This is a genomic window from Paenibacillus sp. JNU01, assembly GCF_059130585.1.
In genome coordinates this window covers 5227619-5246363 of sequence record NZ_CP169723.1, presented here as the reverse complement: position 1 = coordinate 5246363, position 18745 = coordinate 5227619, and the positions used below count along the sequence as shown (strand labels likewise).

The window sequence follows — 18745 nt, the reverse complement described above, 5'->3', positions numbered from 1 at the left end:
GATATCCGCCGGCTTCACGTCTTCTCCCCTCCCTGCTTCTGTGTTTGCATGGCTCTCAAATTATCAGGAACGTTCTCGTCCCATGGGATTTCATTAAATTCAACGGAAATATAATTCGGCTCACGGTCGATAATACGCGAGAGCTCGCGTGTGAACACCTCCACTATCTCCTGCTTTTGCTCATCCGTCCTGCCTTCATACAGCCTGATCGTAATTTCTGGCATCCGAGTTAAGCTCCCTTCAATCCATAATGTAAACGCTTTAACAACTTTATCTTAGCGCTCCTGCATAAGGGCAACAATGGACTGTCTTTTCGTTCTCTTGTGTTTTCTTTAGGTCATGGCAAACAAACCCAAAAGGTCCCCTTTATGAAAGGGGAGTCCCATTTATTTTGAAATTAGTCATCAATCCAACGTCTTGTTATATCATGTTTCAGTCCTTCTGACCTTGCATTAACAAACGTAATAATAAAGATCGAAAACGAAAAACACGCCCACAGAACCAGTACCTTAGAACCATTTTTGCACGAAAAGCTAATATTAATATGACTTTATAACGATATATTCTACGAAGTAACTTACCTGGGGGTCCTATAAGTGAAGTAGAACTTGTAACAATGCAAGAAGCACACTGCATCATAAGAGAATGTCACATAACCACAGTAAAAATAAGAATTATAGAAGTTGCACGATAATCATTTCCCACTAAATATTCGTTAGATTACATAGCGTATAGCATCCCATCCAGGTATAGTGCATTTTCATATTTGTAGAAGGAGTGAACCATCTTGTTTAATAAGCTTCGCTGGAGTACCATGCCTTTCTTTATCAAAAATTTGGTGATTTCATTCGGCAGTATCACGTTGATTGGTGTAATCCTGATCACTGCCGCATATCAATTGCAGAAAAACATTCTGGTTGAACAGCTGCACGACCAGGCTACCGTCATCACCCAGAAATGGTACGATGATCTCGACACTGCCAAAGTGGCAGAAGCGGCTAAGGAAAAAAGCTACTCCGGTCCTGTACAGCAGGAAATGAAAGCTTACCTTGATTCCATCCATGAGTTCTATCCAAACATCGCACAGGCGTACATTTTCGGTTCAGAACTTGAAGAAGGAGACGGAACGTCCATCATCGCCATTCCAACGAACCTGTTGCAACCATTTGAGGAAGGTAATCTGCCCGCAGGTGCCATGTATCCGCTACCTCAAAATAACGTTGTGGTGCTGGAACAGATGAAAAAGGACGGGAAGCCTGCTTTCAGTGACTTCTACACGGACGAGTACGGAACTTGGACCACTCTGATCTACCCTATTAATAATGCAGATGGCTCCATGTACGCTGCTCTTTACTTCGATGTTGATGCAAGTGCCGTTCCAAAAGGACTTAAGGAATTGCTTACGTACGGATTGATGTTCCTTGTCGGATTCCTGATCCTGTTCATGGTGTTGCAATTCATATTGCTGAAAAGAACGTTGCTTCCAATTCGCAACCTGATGAAAGGTATCGAAGAAGTCAGCACGGGTAATCTGGACGTAATCATCGACACCGGGCGAGATGATCTGGGTATCATCAACGAGAAGTTTAATGCGATGATCCATCGCTTCAATACAACCATCTATAAAGTACAGAATACTTCACATCACCTCTCGGAATCTTCCAAACAACTACTGGGCATTTCCGAGAAAAATAATGTGAACATTCAATCCATCAGCACCAATATTCGGGAGATATCCACCGGACTGGTGTCTCAGGACAAAGCAACGGTAGAGAATGCACGTGCCATGACAGAGATGTCAACGGTCGTACAGACCATCGCCAGCAGTTCAGCTGATGTGGCAGACGAAGCACTCAGCATGGAGCAGCGCTCCAGTACAGGTAATGTAGTGATGCAGCAAGTTATTGAGCAAATGCGCCTGATCTCCGGTGCAGTGCAAAATACGTCAAACTCGATTCAGTCGTTGGAAAATAACTCGAATGAGATTAGCAACATCGTCAATCTGATTACGGAGATCGCCGGACAAACCAACTTGCTTGCACTCAATGCTTCCATTGAGGCAGCACGCGCAGGTGAAGAAGGACGAGGTTTTGCCGTGGTTGCAGGCGAGGTACGTAATCTGGCGGAACAATCCCAGGAATCAGCCAAGCAGATTAGACAGTTAATTGAGGAGATCCAGCGGGATATCACTCAGTCTGCCGCGGCGATGCAGTTGGGTTCCAAGGAAGTAACGAAAGGCTTGGAAGTTACCCAAGAGACAGGTGTATTCTTCGAGAATATTCTGACTGCTACGAATAAAGTTGCAAACCAGATTCAGGATATCTCCAGTTCAACCGAAGAGATCTCGGCAAGCACACAGGAAATGTCTGCCACGGCGGATGAACTGTCTGCCAATGTCAGCAAGGCAGCAAGCAGCAGTAAACAAATTGAGCAGTCCATTGAGGAGCAGGAAGCCTCCATGGCTGCCATTGTAAGTGCCTCCGATGAACTCTCGGTTGTCTCCGAGCAGCTGCAAGAACTGATTTCATTCTTTAAAGTACGAGCAGAATAGAATTAAGTAGGACACAGATAACAGGAATAGATACAGATAACAATAATAAGACACAGTAAAAACCAAGGCTCATGAGTAATTAACTCGAAGCCTTGGTTTTTTGTTGTTACCAGGGTAGGTGGATAGGTTCCAGGTATCATTTAACAAACAGTAATTCTTCTGCATTTATAATCATCTTTTTCTCGTCATTGTAGCTGAATTGTTGAACCTCCACTCCACACTATAATCCAGCAGCTGCTTTAATTTCTTTTCTCTGAGAAACGATTAACGATTGTAACTTTTCTGTTCCAAAAGCACCTGCTGAGAAAGCATTCGCTTCTGGATAATAAACCATTCGAAAAGATGTTCCATCTTGAAGATGCACACGTAAAAAAATTCCTGTCTCATGCTTGGATTTCTTATACACTTCATCAAAGCCAACGTATCGCAACGGCAGAAGCTCGTTCATGAATTCAGATGCGGCTTCCTGGGGGAAGTCACCAATTGAGCTGCCATCATTGCCGCTTTCAAGGCTGACTTTTTCCACTTTGCCTTCAATGTCCATCAGGTCTCCCATTGTCTTCGCATGGGGATTTTCTTTTGCTTCGTAAACCTTATTATTCGCTACCACGCGATAATGTGACTTATAACCTTTTAGTTCATACATAACCGTTCCAATTGGAAGATATGCCGCATCTCCATTCTCGGTCACGTGATCCGCACACACATGCTCGTTCAGCATGTAGCTCACTTCCCCTATCCTGTCCCCAATTTGCTCTGCAGGTACCTCTTTGGTCCCTTCGTTGTTTTGAAAGTATGTAACATCATTGAACATCAGAAAATCAATCCATTCAATGGTTCCCGGGCATCCCTTCGTTGATTCCTTTGCCACTTCTTCCGTATTCGTTTCATGGGGTTTGGATGTTATTTCCCCCTTATTCGATATTCCACAGCCAACAATAATGACTAGCATCAAAAGCATACTCAAACGCTGGCTCCAATATTTAAATGGTTTCATTCTCAATCACCTCAACCTATTAGACGGATTCAACGAAGACATAGTTACAAGCTTTTTTTCGCTCAGTATTTTACTCGTTAAACGCTCCGTCATTGCTTTTTCATATGAGCATCACATTCGCACCTATGGAACCTATCCCAGCACTTTTATGACAAAGATCACATCCACCTTCCCTGTTCAAGTGCTACATTTGTTAACGACCAACTGACCATAATAGTAAATCGGTCATAAAAGTTTTATCTTCCCATTTATCCTTTCAACCACAAGGAGGTGTAAATACCATGAAAACGATAGATCGAAGGCAACAGGTTATGGACTCTGCCGAGAAATCCTTTGCCCTGTTTGGCTACAAGGCCACAACGATGGAGCAGGTTGCGAGACTTGCCAATGTGGGCAAGGGAACGATCTATACTTTTTTCGAAAATAAAGAAGAACTGTTCAGCGAGATTCTGCGCTCGATCATTACGGACATGAGACAGATTACAGAGCAGACCGTGAAGGAAGAGAATTCCTTTCTGGATAACGTGCATATGAGTATGGACTCTCTGCTGGAGTACCGGGAGGAACATGAGTTGTTGATCAAGCTTTTTCAGGAGGTTAACGAGTTCGGTACACTGCAAGCCAAGGAAGGTTTGCAGCAAGTGGAGACAGCCATTCTCGAATATCTGGAGCGTCAGGTCAGCCGTGCCATGGAGTTAGAGCAGATTCGCAGAGACGATCCCAAACTGGTTTCTTTTGTCCTGCTGAAGCTGTATGTCACCTTAACCTCGGATTGGAACAAAGCGCATCCTACGCTGCATAAGGATCAGATCAAGGATTTTGTGGGCCTCTTTCTCAAGAATGGCTTATCCCCCACCTAGAGAAAGGCAACCTACTAGATCCAACACATAATAGAGACAGAACAAATGGATGAGCGTAAGGATAGGGAGAGAACATGATGAAATCATTCCACGTATTTGGGCAGGATCTGAAGTCCGCCTTCAAGAAACCAAAAGTATTTATTCCGATTCTCGTTGTACTGTTCATTCCGGTATTGTATAGCGGCCTGTTCCTGAATGCATTCTGGGACCCTTATGGCAAAATGAATGAATTACCTGTAGCCGTGGTCAACACGGATCAGGGTGCAGTCTACAACGACAAATCACTGGAGGTCGGTCAGAATCTGATCGATGAATTGAAAAAAAGCGATGATTTCAACTGGCAATTCGTTACTCGTGAACAAGCAGATCAAGGCATGGAAGACAATAAATATTATATGACGATTGTTATTCCGGAGGACTTTTCCTCCAAAGCAACGACCCTGATGGATGAGCACCCTGAGCCAGCAGATCTGATCTACGAACCCAATGAAGGATACAACTTCCTCGCGGGTCAGATCGGTGGCACGGCGGTTAAACAAATCCGCTCCAAAGTTGCTGCCAAAGTCACAGAATCGTATACCGAAACGTTATTGGATCAGGTCGAAAAAATTTCAGGCGGTCTGGCGGATGCCGGGGATGGCGCAGGTCAGATTCATGATGGTGCGATCAAACTGGATGAGGGTGCTGCTACATTAAAAGAGAACCTCTCCAAACTGGTTGCTGGCACCGACAAGCTCGAAACGGGCGTGGTTTCGTTAGAAGAAGGTACGTCCACTCTCGCCCAAGGCACAGGTGATCTTCATACTGGCGCAAGTGCCCTTTCCAGTGGGCTATCCCAACTCGCAGCAGCAGGCACGAAGCTGAGTGATGGAGCAACCCAGGCCGAAATGGGCGGCAAACAGTTACAGGCTGGTCTTCAATCTGCTCAGGAAGGTGCGGCTAAGCTGGATGCAGGACTTGCGGCTTCCGAGGAAGGTAGTGCGAAGCTAACAGCTGGACTGCAAAGCTCTGTTGAGGGCAGCGGCAAAGTTAGCGAGGGTGCCAAAACGGTTGCACAAGGACTCGCCCAATTGGCTGAATCCAGTCCGGAACTGGCCGCAAGTCCTGCTGTTCAGCAGCTCCTGGCAGCAAGTCAGGCCGTAGCCGCTGGCAGTGAACAAGTGTATCAGGGCGGACAGCAGTTGGTCGCAGGCAGCCAAAACCTGTACGCTGCACAGCAGCAACTGCATCAAGGCAGCAGCCAGTTGGCACAGGGTGAACAACAACTCGTACAAGGTGCCACTCAATTATCCGCCGGACACGAAAAGCTTGCGACGGGCCTACAGCAATTCAATTCCAAATTATCCGAAGCAGCGTCTGGAGCAGCTAAACTTGCGGACGGTTCAGGTCAATTGGATGCTGGTGCAGGCAAGTTGGTTGCGGGTGTAAGCCAGCTCACAGACGGAATCTCAACACTTGCAGATGGCTCACATAAGCTGGATGACGGCGCCGGTCAGTTAAAAGAAGGTACGTTGACGTTAACGGATGGCTCTGGTGAACTTGCCACCAAGCTGAATGAAGCGGCTGAGCAGACGGGGAGTGTGAAAAAGACCGATGAACTGGTAACGATGTATGCGGAGCCTGTTCAGGTCGATGAGCATAAATATAATGAGGTACCCAATTATGGTACAGGATTCTCGCCATACTTCCTGTCACTGGGGCTGTTTGTCGGGGCATTGATCGCCACGTTGGTTGTGCCAACACGCGGCAGCACGGTTAACGAGGCAAGTGGCTGGAATCGTTTTGTGAGTAAAACGCTGGCTTTCACACTTATGAGTGCTGTGCAATCCCTACTTGCTTCGTGGCTCGTATTGTACGGCTTGGGTCTGAATGTTCAGAGCGTTCCGTTGTTCCTCTTGTTCAGCTTTGTGACCAGCCTAAGTTTCATGTACATCATTCAGGCACTGGTGACTTGGTTGGAAAATCCGGGACGATTCCTCGCAATTCTGATGCTAATCTTCCAGCTTACGACCAGCGCGGGTACCTTCCCGCTCGAACTGATTCCAAACTGGTTGAAGGTGTTTAATCCATGGCTGCCTATGACCTATTCGGTAACAGGTTATAAAGCAGTTATCTCAAGCGGACAGTTCGGCGTGGCTTGGGATCAGCTCGGTATACTGTGCATCTTTGCGGTAATTGGTCTTGGAGGAACTCTAACGTACTTCCTGATGCACCGCACCACGGAGAGCGAAAACGTTAGCAGTGAAGTTGCACTGCACGCGTAGTATGAAAAAATAGACAAGGCATATCCCCTTGTCCTGACTCGCTGGATGATCGCAAGTCTGGGCTAAAGGGATATGCCTTTGTCTTTTTGTTAGTTTTGATATTGAGTTTAGCCAAGATCCTTCACAATGTGTTGGTTCAGAAAACTCAGAAAATCACCTTGCATGGAGCCAAGGGTAAGCATTTTCTTGATCATGCTAAATCGCCAATGGGTACCATTGAGCTGGAATGACCACATAGCGGAGAGCCCCATTCCAGATTTTAATTTTTGATTTTTCAGATCATCCAAAGCAAAATCAATTATTTCTACAACTTTCGAGGAAAATACATTGAGAAAGAGAACTTTTAATCTGTCTCTATTGATTAGTAAAATCGCTTTACTCGTCGGTGATGAAATCGTCTGTGAAATGGCGTAACAGGCCAGCATATCAGGTTCTCTGTATGGTTCAGCTAAACGGTATATAGATTTTCTAGTGATCAATAGCATTTATATTCTTCCTATTCCTTTTCCTAGTATGTAGAGTACATATCAGAACTCGAGACAGCAAAAGAAAATAACAGCGCGAGCGTAATCAGTAATACATACAACGCTACACTGATGATTCCACAGACAAGGCCAGCAATGGCTAATCCTCTGCCCTGTTCCATGCGGGTCTTCATTTCTTTGAGCGATATAGAGGCAATGATGATGGCAACAATACCAATCAGTAAGCCCACGTATGGAATTACGATGGACAATATGCCCAAGACAAGAGCTGCAATCGATTTACTATTGGTTTTTGGTATTACATAAGGTGGTGGTGGAAATGTGTCGTTATAATAACGATTCACATCATTTTCGCGATCGCGATGTTCCAACGTAGAACCCCTCCCTGTTTAATAAGTATGTTCATTATAATGTTTTAGAGGGAATGAGTGTACCACATTTTGTAAAAAGCGAGTTGTTATTAATTTTATTGTATCCATCCTCTGAACACATAGTTGAAGCGTAAGCTTAAACATTGTACTTCTAGAATATAAAGTTTAGAACTCGTTGTGTTTTAGTATTTTTTGTTTGGAATTATGAGTTACACCACTTATGCAATTCGAACACATTGGAATGTAGTGACTTATATCGTGTTGACCATGGTATTAATTATCTGGAATACATACCTGTGGACATAAGCTATTATTAAAAAAGAACGCAATCCCTTACTACTCAAAGGATTGCGTTCTTTCCACATTTCTTAGATGCAATGTCTTCTATCCTTCCACTTCCACCCGCTGCAAAAATGTCCGAGTACGTGCAAGCTTTGGATTGCCGAAGATCTGTTCTGGCGGTCCCGCCTCTGCGATTTCCCCGTTATCCATGAAGAACACACGATCCGCAACATCACGGGCGAAGCCCATCTCATGCGTGACAATCATCATCGTCATATTTTCCTGCGCAAGTTGTTTGATTACGCGTAACACTTCCCCGGTCAGCTCCGGATCGAGGGCCGATGTCGGCTCATCAAACAGAAGAATGTCAGGCTGCATCATGAGTGCGCGGGCAATAGCTACACGTTGTTTCTGTCCACCGGACAGATTGGCTGGATACGCGTCTGCCTTGTCCGACAGTCCTACTTTGCCGAGTAATTCCAGACTGCGGTACCGGATGACACTTGAACTTTCTTTTTTCAAAGTCTTCGGTGCGAGTTCCAGATTAGCCTGTACGGTCAGGTGTGGGAACAGGTTGAAATGCTGGAATACCATACCCATACGATCCGTCATCTTGCGAATATCTGCGGCACCCGCGTAACGACCATTATCGACCAATGTCTGATCCTGAATGCGAATCGTTCCGCCCGAGATATCCTCCAGATGAATCAGGCTGCGCAGCATCGTACTTTTACCTGAACCCGAGGGCCCAATCACGGCAATTACTTCGCCTGGTTCCACATTGAAGGATACCTGCTTCAGCACATCAAGTGTACCGAATGATTTTCTCAACTGATTTACTTCTATTATATGTGTCATATGCAGACAGTCCTTTGATTAATCAGATTTAATTTATTCAAATGAAAACCGCTTCTCCAGCGCCTTGAACAGCAAAGTAAGCACGAGAGTCATGAGCAGATACATAATCGCCGCTACGAAGAACGGGATTAACTGCAAATCCCGATTCACTGCCGCTTGGGCGTAATACAACAGCTCGGGTACAGCCACGGCATAGAGCAGTGCCGTATCCTTGATCAGAGTAATGGACTCATTGGCCGTTGCAGGCAACACTACACGAATCATCTGAGGAATAATGACTTTGGTCATCGTCTGCCACTTCGTCAATCCAAGGACCTTTGCCGCCTCATGTTGCCCTTTATCAATGGACAGCAGTCCGCCCCTGAAGATTTCAGCAAAGTACGCCGCATAGTTCAGGATGAATGCAATCCCCGCTGCTACAAAGCGATCAAACACCAGGTACTCTCCAATCACCGGAAGCAACGGTAAACCGAAGCAGAAGAATAGAATTTGGAGCAGCAGTGGTGTTCCTCGCATCACGTAGACGTAGGTATGAGCAATCCACGCCAGTGGTTTAATCTGGCTTCTCATCGCGAGCGTGACCGCAAATCCAAGCGGTACAGATAACACGATCGCCAGTAAGAACATGAAAATGGTGGTCTGCGCACCCTCTAGCATCGGTTTTAAAATGGTCGATAGATAATCCCAACTCATTATTTTATCTCCTCTAATCTGTTAACCCCGCATTCCTCTGGGGCATGTATCGCTCCAGCGTGGAATACGGGGTCCGTTTTGTTCAAACTATATATCAGGTGTGTAACCTGCCTATTTCAGAACCTTGTCTTCACCCAACCATTGGGTGGAGATTTTAGCTGCTGTTCCATCTGCATTGAGCTCATCCAGCGCTTTTTGCAGCTGATTCAGAAGCTCTTCATTGCCTTTTTTGATACCTATTCCATATTGTTCCGGTGCAAGAGATTCATCCAGCAGTTTGAATGTTCCCTCTTCCTTGGACATGTAGTATCTCGCGACCACTTCATCGATGATGACCGCATCCAGACGTTTTGTTTTCAAGTCAGTCAGAGCAAGCACGTTATCCTTGAATTCGGAAGCTTTTACTTTATCCTTCAGGGGACTAGCTGCCAGTGCATCTGCCGCTGAGGACAATGCCTGTAATCCCACATTTTTACCATCAAGTTCATCCAGCTTTGTAATTGGCGAGTCTGCCAAGGTAATCGCGACCTGACTGTTTTCCAGGTAAGGCTTCGTGAAGAGCACTTTCTCCTTGCGCTCATCCGTAATGGTGTATCCGTTCCAGATCATGTCGATTCGACCACTGTTCAGCTCTGATTCTTTGGAAGACCAGTCGATCGGCTGGAATGTGATTTCTTTACCCATTTTCTCCGCTGCAGCTCGTGCGTAATCAATATCAAAACCAACAATTTCATTCTGCTCGTCCCGGAAACCCATTGGAGCAAACTTATCGTCAATGCCTACAACAATCGTGTTATCGTCTTTGCTTGCGGAACTGGAACAACCCGCTACAATCAATACACATATACTAATGAATAATAGTAGAATCGCTTTTTTTCTCAACTTGAACCCCTCCATGTCTATATCCAAAACCCAAACGCTTTAGTTCGTTACCACGTTATCAGAGATTTATAATAACATAGCATGGAAGAAGAGTCGAGTCTCTTGCCTATTTCCTTCTATTTCATGCAACTTAATTGTCAACAATTTGTGAAAAAGCTGCTTTCACTTGTGCCGTTTCCACGAGCTTCTCGCGTACAATCGAATTCCATAGCTCCAGGTTCTGAAGCTTCTTTAATTCCGTACCTGCCCATTGTTGGGCGGATTCACGATGTAAGGTATAGCTGGTATTCTCTAACTGGTAGACAACCTGCTCCAGATTATCGATCATCACAAAGTTCGCAATCGCATTATATACCAGTATCCGCTCAAGTTCCTCTGTATCCATCTCGTGCGTATTCAAGCTATAATTCACTTGAGCCGTGAACGTCTCCGGGTACAGTTGGTAACCATCCAATCTTTCTTGTAAAGGTAAGGCCTGATTCAGATGACTAAGGTTTGAATTATCACCCATGTAGGGACTGCGGTATTTCACTAAAGCGGCAAAATCATGCGTCAGCGGATTATTCTGCTCTGCTTCATACTGATCCTGCTGTGCCTCGATCCTCGGATTAACGAAACCCTCCACGAACACAAGGCCAACCACACCGAGAACAACGAGTGCAATAATCCATATATTTTTCCCTCTCATGACACATCACTCACTTCATATTTGCTAATGATCCGATACGCCCGATGCACTACCAAAGGAATAATAACGCTCAGTAGCGGGATAGCAAAGGCAATGGCCATCACAGCAAATTGATAAGGTCCATCCACCTGAATGGGTCGATTAAACCAGATGTTGCTTCCAAATCGCAACGCCGCCTGTGTTCCCCATAGTACAATCATGAACACCGCCCACAACCACCAAATTCTGCGATTCCACCGCATAAAGGCATCGGTTTGAATCACTGTAGTTTTCACTGAAGTTGCCGGATCATTCGTCCTGTTGGTCAACATATACAATACATATGATCCCCCAACAAGGAGGCTCACGAGCATAAGCAGGTTGTTTATGGCGGAGCCTTGCATCACCACCCTCGTTGGAATGGTTATGATCCAGGCTATAAGGCAATATATCAGAGCAGACTGTAATAACGCTGTCCAGTACGGAACACGTTGCACTCTCCGATGGTCACTCATCACTTGATCCATACCAGCGATATGCTGAATGGCGGTCTGGAACGCCTTATCTTCACTCATCCCCTGCGAGATATAATCGTCAATCCGCGCAGCGAGATTACTGTGAATCTCTTCTTTTAATTCCCGATTATCCAATGTATCTGGTGAGTGAGCGAACAGACGATTCACATGACGGGTGATGCGTGCTTCCAATCTCATAGGTCTTCATCTCCTTTTTCTCCAGTGACAATCATACAATCAATCAGTGCCTTGGCTGCCTGCCAAGCTTGAACCTGCTCTCTATAGGCTTCGAGGCCTTGCACTGTAATCCGGTAATATTTGCGTCGTCCTCCCTGCGTCTCTTCCCCCCAGTAGGACTCCACATATCCACTCTTCTCCAACCTCTTCAAACTGGAATAAAGCGTAGGTTCCTTCAATTCAAACTGCTCTCCACTCTTGCGATAGATCTCCTTAATAATGCTGTAACCATAGTTATCAGAAGGTATAAGTACACTCAGAATGATGGGGTCAATATTGCCCCGAATCAGATCACTGTTAATTACTTGAACATCCATCTGCAAAATTCACCGACTTTCTTCCATCCTTCGTATACTATAAGACATATTACTATGTCTGTAAAGGTAATATGCATCACATGGTAAATACGCCTCAAAGTGAGCAACGTTGCAATATTCCTCTCTTGCTCTTCACCTGGAAGGAATAAAGAGGTGGTTATAATACAATTCATAAGCACGATGTGAACGTTACTTTAGCCTTCGTCCGCGGCGTCCAAAAAAATAAAACAGGGCTCCTCCAATTATGGAGAAGCCCTATACTCGTTTTGTCTATTGCTGCACTTTCTCACGATCCTTGCCTTTATCGGATTCACCTGCGTTTTTGTTGGCAGCATCACGATCCTGTTGCATCTCTTCAACGGTTTTCACCTTAAGACGTGCTGCACCTTCATACTCCTTCGTCGGAATAAGATTACCCGCAGCAAGTCTTGCTTCTGCGGCAGCAATCGCATCCCCGTACTGTGGCAGCCACTGAGCCTGTGCAACCAACATCTCATCGACCATCTGCCAGATCTCTTTTGGATTACATACGGCACCTACGAGCGGGTCCATCATGAACGCCTGACGAAGTAATTGGTCGTCTCCGTTCACCGCAGCTTCAACTGCCAGACGTTGCACGGAAATACTCACATTACATACCGCGGCTGGTCCTAGTGGCAGATCACCTACATGTGGCATAGAAATGCCGTTGCGATCCACATATCCTGGTGCTTCAATAATCGCATCGTCCGGCAGGTTCGAGATGACTCCTTGATTAACGGTATTAAAATGTCCGCGATAGACACGTCCGGTCTCCAGACCTTCGATAATGTACGAACCATGCTCCTCGCCCCGTTTTTCGGGAATGAATTGCATCGGTTCATCCTTCATCCAGTTAGGGAAATCCGTCTCAAACCAGTTGCGCCCCTCGGTACATACCCGCAGATACCCACCTGTCTCTCCGTTGATCCAGTTGCCCAGGTCGATCCATTCGTTAATCTCTTCCGGACGTTTGCGGTACCACGGCACATATTCACTCAGATGACCATTCGATTCTGTACTGTAATATCCGAAGCGGCGCAGCATGTCGATCCGCACTTTTTCGGTGCGGCTGTAATCGGGATGTTTTTCGAAGGCTTCGAGCAGGTCACCTGTAAGATCTTTGCCTTCATGAGAAGCCTGAATATACCAGGTCTGATGGTTGATGCCGGCACAGATAATATCCACTTCACTCTTTTTCAAGCCAAAAGCTTCCGCAATCTGATGATGACCATGCTGTACGCCATGACACAGTCCGATCGTCCGCACACCGCCATACTTATTGCATGCCCATGTGAGCATCGCCATCGGATTGGAATAGTTCAAGAGAAGTACATCCGGTGCGCTCTGTTCACGAATATCTTTACAGATGTCCAGCATCTCGGCAATTCCGCGTTGTCCGTACATGATGCCACCTGCACACAGCGTATCGCCGACACATTGGTCTACCCCATATTTCAGTGGAATATCCACATCCGTTGCAAAAGCTTCCAGTCCACCAACACGAATCGTACACAGTACATACTTCGCATCTTTTAACGCTTCTTTCCGATCCGTTGTCGGCTGAATCTGAATATTCAATCCATTCTCACGAATATCCCGCTGACACAGCTCCGTCACCATGTCCAGATTGTGCTGGCTAATATCGCAGAACGCAATTTCGATGTTGTTAAACTCCGGTACCGTGAGCAAATCCCGCAGCAATCCCCGAGTGAATCCGATACTTCCTGCCCCGATAAACGCCACTTTAAACGACATGTTTATATCCTCCCCTAATCCGAATATTTCGCTTCGGTTAATGACTCTCTTCATGAAATCATTGTACCAACGCCAATAGGGGAAGCGTTATCAAAATCATGACCTGTTCAAGTCCCTGTTGTCAAAAATCCTAACTTTTAAAGACCAGATCCACTAATACACTTATCTTTGAAATTACTGCAAATGACTCATTCATCCGTCGGATATTGACTCACATGTCGTTCCATCGAGGAGCGAAATTCAACAGGCGTACAGCCGGTATATTTTTTGAATAACATATGAAAATACTGACGACTCCCTACTCCAACATAGTCGGAGATCTCAGAAATCGGAATATTCGTCTGCTGTAGCAGCATCTTGGCCTTCTCCATGCGAAGCATGGTCAGGTAATCGGTTGGTGTACGCTGCGTGTGCTGACGGAAAATGCGATGCAAATAACCCGGATGCAGATTGACGGCTGCGGCAATGTCCTTCATCTGAATATTGCGATCCATATTATGGTGCATGAATTCGATCGTTCGTTTTACATACAGCTCCGCCTGATCTGGCGCACTCCGGTTCATTTCTCCGCGCAGACGTGCTACACGGACGATCAACTGGATGAACAACGTGCGCACCAGCATTCCCTGTTCCGGGGACGACAGATTCCGAGCTTCGCGATGTTGTGCACGGTCCTCTCTGGGAATAACGCCTAATGGGACAGAGGATCTTCCCTGCTCCAATAGACCACGCTGATCGAGCTCCAACACCAGACTTTTCATAATGTAATACACCTCTTCCGGGTCAGGCAGTACCAGATATGGCGAGGCATTGGTCAGCAAAGTGTGGACTTCTTCCTCTTCCTGTACGAGCTGTCGAATGGACAGCTGACCGGCTGGTGTTCCCGAGAATCCAAACTCTACATTGAGCATCCGGCAAGGCACGCCATCTTCCACCAGCAAACGGTGCGGGACGCCGGCATCGAGCATAATGAACTGCCCTTTTTTCAGAACAGCCTGTTCCGAGCTCCCGTCCGGCATCAGTACGTCCACACGACACATTCCCGAAATAATATACATAATCTCCATGGAATCATGATGGTGATAGGACATACGGTAGTTGTCCCATTGCTTATAATAGTACGCGTAAAAACGCGGCCCACAATCCTCTGTTCGCAATGCCTCCTGATACAGACTTCCTGTCCAGCGCTTCGAGATCCTCATGTCCATACCTCCAGTCCTTCAACGATCGATCCTCACTTTTCTCCATTGTAACAATTATGTAGGTTGGATATAAACTGTCTTGCTTAAAAGTCTCATTTGCATTATTTAATTAGACAAATATATAATTAGTATATTATCTAATATTTTATGTAAATGGTCTACAACTAAGGAGGTTTCCACGCATGAGTACCACCTTTCATCTGGTAAGACATGGACTCAAAGAACGACGGATCGGGGATGTCTCCCTAACTTCCGAAGGGGCGTTACAAGCCGAAGCCACAGCACTTCATTTTGCCAGAGCTGCCTTTACTGTTACTAAAATTCTTACCAGCCCACTTCGGCGTGCCCAAGAAACTGCAAGTATGATTGCCCGCCATACCCATGCCCGTATAACCGAAGATCCTCGCCTGCGTGAACGTGCCAATTGGGGAGATTGCCCAGATCAGTCATTCGAAGAATTCATTGCGATGTGGGATCGATGTACGTCTGACCCAGATTACATTCCACCCGTGGGAGACTCGGCCAAACAGGCTGGTGGACGTCTGGCCTCCCTCCTAACCGAACTGGCTAATGAAGAGCTGGAGAACCGTAACATCATTGTGGTCGCACATGGTGGACTCATTACGGATTTTCTGGTGCAGACTTTTACCGAGCGCGAACTTAACGTCTGGCATTCCGACTTTATAGCGATGCAGAACCAATTGATCCATGAGTGCTCCATCACCACCTTGATCCATGATCAAGGTAAATACACCATTGAAGCGTTCGCTTCTACCGCACATTTAGCCTAACTAAGGATGTAGAAAAATGACGTACCACGGATAGATTGAAAAACGCCAAGTGATGTCCACCGATCCTCATGTAAAAAAGCTCTGAAACCTCCATATGCCGAGACACATGGGAGATTCCAGAGCTTTAAAGCACTTCGATTATTTTCTGCCTTTACCTGGCGTGTAGAACTTGGGCAGCGTTACCTTCGACCAGTCGATATCCGATGCCATATAGAAGGACGGATAGGAAGGCTGGTTGTATCCACTGTTCTGTCCAGCAATGCCCACACGATACATCGCATCATGCATCAACGTGTACAGCTTGCGGTCCGTCTTCTCGGTACTCAGATAGATGCGGATCGCAGAGCTATCGGTGGTTCTCACCAGCATCTCTTCCCGCCAATCCCCGAAGATATCAGCTACGAGAGAAGGCGTACCTTTGGTGTAATTGTTAGTCAATGTGCCTGTTGCGGTCAGCAACGTACCACGCTTCCAATCCTTGATAGTTGGCGTGACGTCAATAGCACCATCTACGATCTGTGTCGTCATATCACCAGACCAACGGATATTCATATTCGTTCCCGGGGCTTGATCACTGATTTTCTGACCCTGTGCTGTCCATAAGCCTACAGCCCATGTCTCCAGACCGCGACGGGTTGGATCAACATCCCCCACCATGCCGCGTCCTGTATCTTTCCCTGTGTATCCGCCATAGATCACTTCTCCGGTCTTCGCATCCCGCAAGGAGTAGCCATATGGAGCCCACGGACCACCCTCGTGAACCATGAAGATCTCAAGTCCCGGACGATCCGGGTCGATATCTGCTACATGAAGGGCATCCCCATGACCCAGACGGGCAATCGTTCCCGGTGCAGCACTTTCGGCTGGCATCAGGTCTGTGGAGCTATACAGTACGCTGCCATCATGATCAATCGTGGCTGAGCCATAGATGATCTCCTGTTTGCCGTCTCCATCCACATCCGCCACACTGAAATAGTGCGCACCTTGAGTAGTGATAGAGCCATACTCCGGATCTGTGCCATCCACGCCATGCGGCCCGTCATTGAACGGGTTCTTCATCGGTGTCCAGCCGCTGTCCACTTTCCATTCCTTTTTCAACTTCTTGCCATCCCAGTTATAAGCAACCATGGTCGAACGTGTATAGTATCCGCGTGCAAAGATTGCAGACGGTTTCTTGCCGTCCAGATACGCCACGCCTGCCAAGAAACGGTCCACCCGATTGCCCGGTTCAATCCGTGCCATGGCATAATCGCCCCACATCAATCCATCATCATGACGTTCAGGTTCGTAGGGGATCGTCTCCAGCTCTTTGCCTGATTTCCCTTCAAATACGGTGACATACTCCGGCCCATCCACGATAAACCCTTCGAACTTGCGCAACTCATTTCGGTTGCTGCGTTCTACCGCGTAGACATCAATGAAGTAATCGGCCAAGCTCTCGGCATCCTGCTGAGATAATGGATAGTTATACTTTTTCTCCATTCCAAATGCCTCTTCCAATGTCGCAGGCCAGTTGCCCTTCACTACCTCTTCGTGTTTATGCCAGTTTCTGAACATATCCACCACGTGATCGTAGTAACCGTCAGCACTTAAACGATAATCATCCTCGTTCTTCACGCCTGCCTTACGGTCTTCCTTCGGCAAGGTGATATACTTCTCGGATGTCACTTTTCCTTTTTTGTTATATTGGATTATCTTCGTTCCCGGAGCAGTCTTGAACATCATCTCAGCCTTGCCATCCCCGTCAAAATCGTAAACAAGCATCTGTGTATAATGAGCACCTGCGCGAATGTTGACTCCAAGATCGATCCGGTACAGCAATTGTCCGTCCAGGGTGTAAGCATCTACGTAGGTTTTACCCGTGTATCCTTTTTGCGATACATCCTTGGCGTTGGAAGGGTCCCATTTGACAAAAAACTCATATTGGCCATCCCCGTCCACATCACCCACGCTCATGTCATTGGCGGAATACGTATAGGCTTCGCCGGCAGGCGTCACGCCATCGGCCGGTTTTTGCAGTGGAATATCCACGTAGCCGTTCGCCCAAGGTTTGACGGATGCACTGCGTTTGCTCTCTTTACCCTTTTTGTTCACCGCTGCCACTTCATAACGGGAAGAAGATTTACCTGTGGCATCTACATAGTTGGTGCTATCCGTGACCGTAGCGATCTTTTTGCCATCACGATAGACGTTAAAGTCCGTACCTGTCAGCCCTTTATCGCTATACCCTGTGGCCTCGTCACCAAGCAATCTCCAGCTAAGAAAAACACCTTCGGATGTTGATGCAGCTACCAGACCGCGATCCAGATATTCCAGTTGAATCTCTTTCAAGTGACTGCCCCCCTTATGTGATTGCAGGCCACTCTCCGTTGTACTATTTCCATTCGAAGCTTCGGCTCCAGTGACTCCCGCTGTTCCTCCAATAAGCAAAGCTACGCTGAGTGCCGAAGAGAGCACCTTGGCTGCAAGTGGCAACCGTGCCTTCCTGCGACCGGATTGCTGACCTGAAGCCGATCCCTTATGTACCGGCGCTGTTGTTTCTGAGTTCATCCACCTTCACGCTCCTTGAGACAGAATAGATGATGCTGATACACTTCGATGATGATTGAGCATTCGATTACCCGTACAGGCATTCGATCACCCATGTAGACCTCTTCAACGACTGATTCCAAACTTCAATGATTACGCTTACAAAATTAAAAAAGAGAAATCAGCTTGCCCGACTACCAGAGTGCGGTCCTCCTTTCATTCTCTTTCCAATCTGAGCGAGGTGATCCCGCCCATCCGGTTCTATTATAGACATCCTGCCTGCCAGACCCTAGGCAAATATCCGTCCAAAACGATCAATATTCAGTGTTTTTAGGAGTCATTTTGGAAATCAAACCGATGAACGATTCAAGCTGAAGCATGATTCCGACTCACCGCCAAGTTTTTTCTAACGAATCCCACGCACCCTATTAGGTGGTGAAACTGCAACAACGAATCCTAACGAATCTC

General features: G+C 46.6%; 17 protein-coding genes. 4 read left to right on the top strand and 13 right to left on the bottom strand.

The features are described from left to right. Positions 1-14: 14 nt before the first annotated feature. On the bottom strand, positions 15-224 hold the full coding sequence (locus tag NLBNIHML_RS22785; protein WP_339240000.1) for a tautomerase family protein: 210 nt from the start codon (positions 222-224) through the stop codon (positions 15-17). A gap of 590 nt (positions 225-814) precedes the next feature. On the opposite strand from NLBNIHML_RS22785, the gene NLBNIHML_RS22780 reads away from it, so the two are divergent. After that, entirely contained in the window at positions 815-2551 is a 1737-nt protein-coding gene (locus NLBNIHML_RS22780; protein ID WP_339261320.1) for a methyl-accepting chemotaxis protein, read from the top strand. A gap of 220 nt (positions 2552-2771) precedes the next feature. Here NLBNIHML_RS22780 and NLBNIHML_RS22775 read toward each other — a convergent pair whose 3' ends face one another. Then, positions 2772-3548 (bottom strand): hypothetical protein, encoded by a 777-nt coding sequence (locus tag NLBNIHML_RS22775; RefSeq protein WP_339259158.1) that lies wholly within the window; start codon positions 3546-3548, stop codon positions 2772-2774. A 281-nt stretch (positions 3549-3829) separates the two neighbouring features. Here NLBNIHML_RS22775 and NLBNIHML_RS22770 point away from each other — a divergent pair, with 281 nt between their 5' ends. Both NLBNIHML_RS22770 and NLBNIHML_RS22765 read left to right on the top strand, forming a co-directional pair. Further along, complete coding sequence (locus NLBNIHML_RS22770; RefSeq protein WP_339239997.1) at positions 3830-4408, top strand: TetR/AcrR family transcriptional regulator; 579 nt, start codon at positions 3830-3832, stop codon at positions 4406-4408. Positions 4409-4485: 77 nt separating this feature from the next. Continuing rightward, the gene (locus NLBNIHML_RS22765; protein ID WP_494354744.1) at positions 4486-6672 is read left to right on the top strand and encodes a YhgE/Pip family protein; all 2187 of its coding nucleotides are present in this window, start codon (positions 4486-4488) and stop codon (positions 6670-6672) included. 107 nt (positions 6673-6779) lie between these two features. On the opposite strand, the gene NLBNIHML_RS22760 is transcribed toward NLBNIHML_RS22765, so the two are convergent. The 10 genes from NLBNIHML_RS22760 to NLBNIHML_RS22715 form a co-directional block, all read right to left on the bottom strand. After that, positions 6780-7157, bottom strand: coding sequence for a hypothetical protein (locus NLBNIHML_RS22760; RefSeq protein ID WP_339259156.1), 378 nt, complete (start codon positions 7155-7157; stop codon positions 6780-6782). A 23-nt stretch (positions 7158-7180) separates the two neighbouring features. Beyond that, positions 7181-7528: a DUF4190 domain-containing protein gene (locus NLBNIHML_RS22755; RefSeq protein WP_339259155.1), complete on the bottom strand. Its 348-nt coding sequence runs from the start codon at positions 7526-7528 to the stop codon at positions 7181-7183. A 384-nt stretch (positions 7529-7912) separates the two neighbouring features. Then, the gene (locus NLBNIHML_RS22750) at positions 7913-8668 is read right to left on the bottom strand and encodes an amino acid ABC transporter ATP-binding protein (protein WP_339239993.1); all 756 of its coding nucleotides are present in this window, start codon (positions 8666-8668) and stop codon (positions 7913-7915) included. Between the two features lie 33 nt (positions 8669-8701). Continuing rightward, on the bottom strand, positions 8702-9361 hold the full coding sequence (locus NLBNIHML_RS22745; protein WP_253430947.1) for an amino acid ABC transporter permease: 660 nt from the start codon (positions 9359-9361) through the stop codon (positions 8702-8704). A gap of 111 nt (positions 9362-9472) precedes the next feature. Next, the gene (locus tag NLBNIHML_RS22740) at positions 9473-10243 is read right to left on the bottom strand and encodes an amino acid ABC transporter substrate-binding protein (protein ID WP_036672520.1); all 771 of its coding nucleotides are present in this window, start codon (positions 10241-10243) and stop codon (positions 9473-9475) included. Positions 10244-10373: 130 nt separating this feature from the next. After that, on the bottom strand, positions 10374-10931 hold the full coding sequence (locus tag NLBNIHML_RS22735) for a DUF4825 domain-containing protein (protein ID WP_339259154.1): 558 nt from the start codon (positions 10929-10931) through the stop codon (positions 10374-10376). After that, positions 10928-11623: a permease prefix domain 1-containing protein gene (locus NLBNIHML_RS22730; protein ID WP_339259153.1), complete on the bottom strand. Its 696-nt coding sequence runs from the start codon at positions 11621-11623 to the stop codon at positions 10928-10930. The genes NLBNIHML_RS22735 and NLBNIHML_RS22730 overlap by 4 nt, the downstream gene beginning before the upstream one ends. Then, positions 11620-11979, bottom strand: coding sequence for a PadR family transcriptional regulator (locus NLBNIHML_RS22725; protein WP_339239986.1), 360 nt, complete (start codon positions 11977-11979; stop codon positions 11620-11622). The genes NLBNIHML_RS22730 and NLBNIHML_RS22725 overlap by 4 nt, the downstream gene beginning before the upstream one ends. A gap of 270 nt (positions 11980-12249) precedes the next feature. Next, the gene (locus NLBNIHML_RS22720; protein ID WP_494352835.1) at positions 12250-13755 is read right to left on the bottom strand and encodes an alpha-glucosidase/alpha-galactosidase; all 1506 of its coding nucleotides are present in this window, start codon (positions 13753-13755) and stop codon (positions 12250-12252) included. Between the two features lie 188 nt (positions 13756-13943). Beyond that, positions 13944-14957, bottom strand: coding sequence for an AraC family transcriptional regulator (locus NLBNIHML_RS22715; RefSeq protein ID WP_494352834.1), 1014 nt, complete (start codon positions 14955-14957; stop codon positions 13944-13946). Between the two features lie 182 nt (positions 14958-15139). Between NLBNIHML_RS22715 and NLBNIHML_RS22710 the strand changes: the two genes are divergently transcribed. Further along, the gene (locus NLBNIHML_RS22710) at positions 15140-15748 is read left to right on the top strand and encodes a histidine phosphatase family protein (protein ID WP_494352833.1); all 609 of its coding nucleotides are present in this window, start codon (positions 15140-15142) and stop codon (positions 15746-15748) included. 138 nt (positions 15749-15886) lie between these two features. Here NLBNIHML_RS22710 and NLBNIHML_RS22705 read toward each other — a convergent pair whose 3' ends face one another. Then, complete coding sequence (locus tag NLBNIHML_RS22705; RefSeq protein ID WP_494352832.1) at positions 15887-18298, bottom strand: rhamnogalacturonan lyase; 2412 nt, start codon at positions 18296-18298, stop codon at positions 15887-15889. Between the last annotated feature and the right edge of the window lie 447 nt (positions 18299-18745).

Excerpts from the sequence above, each read along its gene's own strand:
- NLBNIHML_RS22780 (WP_339261320.1), top strand. The coding sequence starts at position 815 with ATGCCTTTCTTTATCAAAAATTTGGTGATTTCATTCGGCAGTATCACG.
- NLBNIHML_RS22770 (WP_339239997.1), top strand. The coding sequence starts at position 3,830 with ATGAAAACGATAGATCGAAGGCAACAGGTTATGGACTCTGCCGAGAAA.
- NLBNIHML_RS22745 (WP_253430947.1), bottom strand. The coding sequence starts at position 9,361 with ATGAGTTGGGATTATCTATCGACCATTTTAAAACCGATGCTAGAGGGT.
- NLBNIHML_RS22775 (WP_339259158.1), bottom strand. The coding sequence starts at position 3,548 with ATGAAACCATTTAAATATTGGAGCCAGCGTTTGAGTATGCTTTTGATG.
- NLBNIHML_RS22720 (WP_494352835.1), bottom strand. The coding sequence starts at position 13,755 with ATGTCGTTTAAAGTGGCGTTTATCGGGGCAGGAAGTATCGGATTCACT.
- NLBNIHML_RS22715 (WP_494352834.1), bottom strand. The coding sequence starts at position 14,957 with ATGAGGATCTCGAAGCGCTGGACAGGAAGTCTGTATCAGGAGGCATTG.
- NLBNIHML_RS22750 (WP_339239993.1), bottom strand. The coding sequence starts at position 8,668 with ATGACACATATAATAGAAGTAAATCAGTTGAGAAAATCATTCGGTACA.
- NLBNIHML_RS22725 (WP_339239986.1), bottom strand. The coding sequence starts at position 11,979 with ATGGATGTTCAAGTAATTAACAGTGATCTGATTCGGGGCAATATTGAC.
- NLBNIHML_RS22760 (WP_339259156.1), bottom strand. The coding sequence starts at position 7,157 with ATGCTATTGATCACTAGAAAATCTATATACCGTTTAGCTGAACCATAC.
- NLBNIHML_RS22765 (WP_494354744.1), top strand. The coding sequence starts at position 4,486 with ATGAAATCATTCCACGTATTTGGGCAGGATCTGAAGTCCGCCTTCAAG.
- NLBNIHML_RS22785 (WP_339240000.1), bottom strand. The coding sequence starts at position 224 with ATGCCAGAAATTACGATCAGGCTGTATGAAGGCAGGACGGATGAGCAA.
- NLBNIHML_RS22730 (WP_339259153.1), bottom strand. The coding sequence starts at position 11,623 with ATGAGATTGGAAGCACGCATCACCCGTCATGTGAATCGTCTGTTCGCT.
- NLBNIHML_RS22710 (WP_494352833.1), top strand. The coding sequence starts at position 15,140 with ATGAGTACCACCTTTCATCTGGTAAGACATGGACTCAAAGAACGACGG.
- NLBNIHML_RS22705 (WP_494352832.1), bottom strand. The coding sequence starts at position 18,298 with ATGAACTCAGAAACAACAGCGCCGGTACATAAGGGATCGGCTTCAGGT.
- NLBNIHML_RS22735 (WP_339259154.1), bottom strand. The coding sequence starts at position 10,931 with ATGAGAGGGAAAAATATATGGATTATTGCACTCGTTGTTCTCGGTGTG.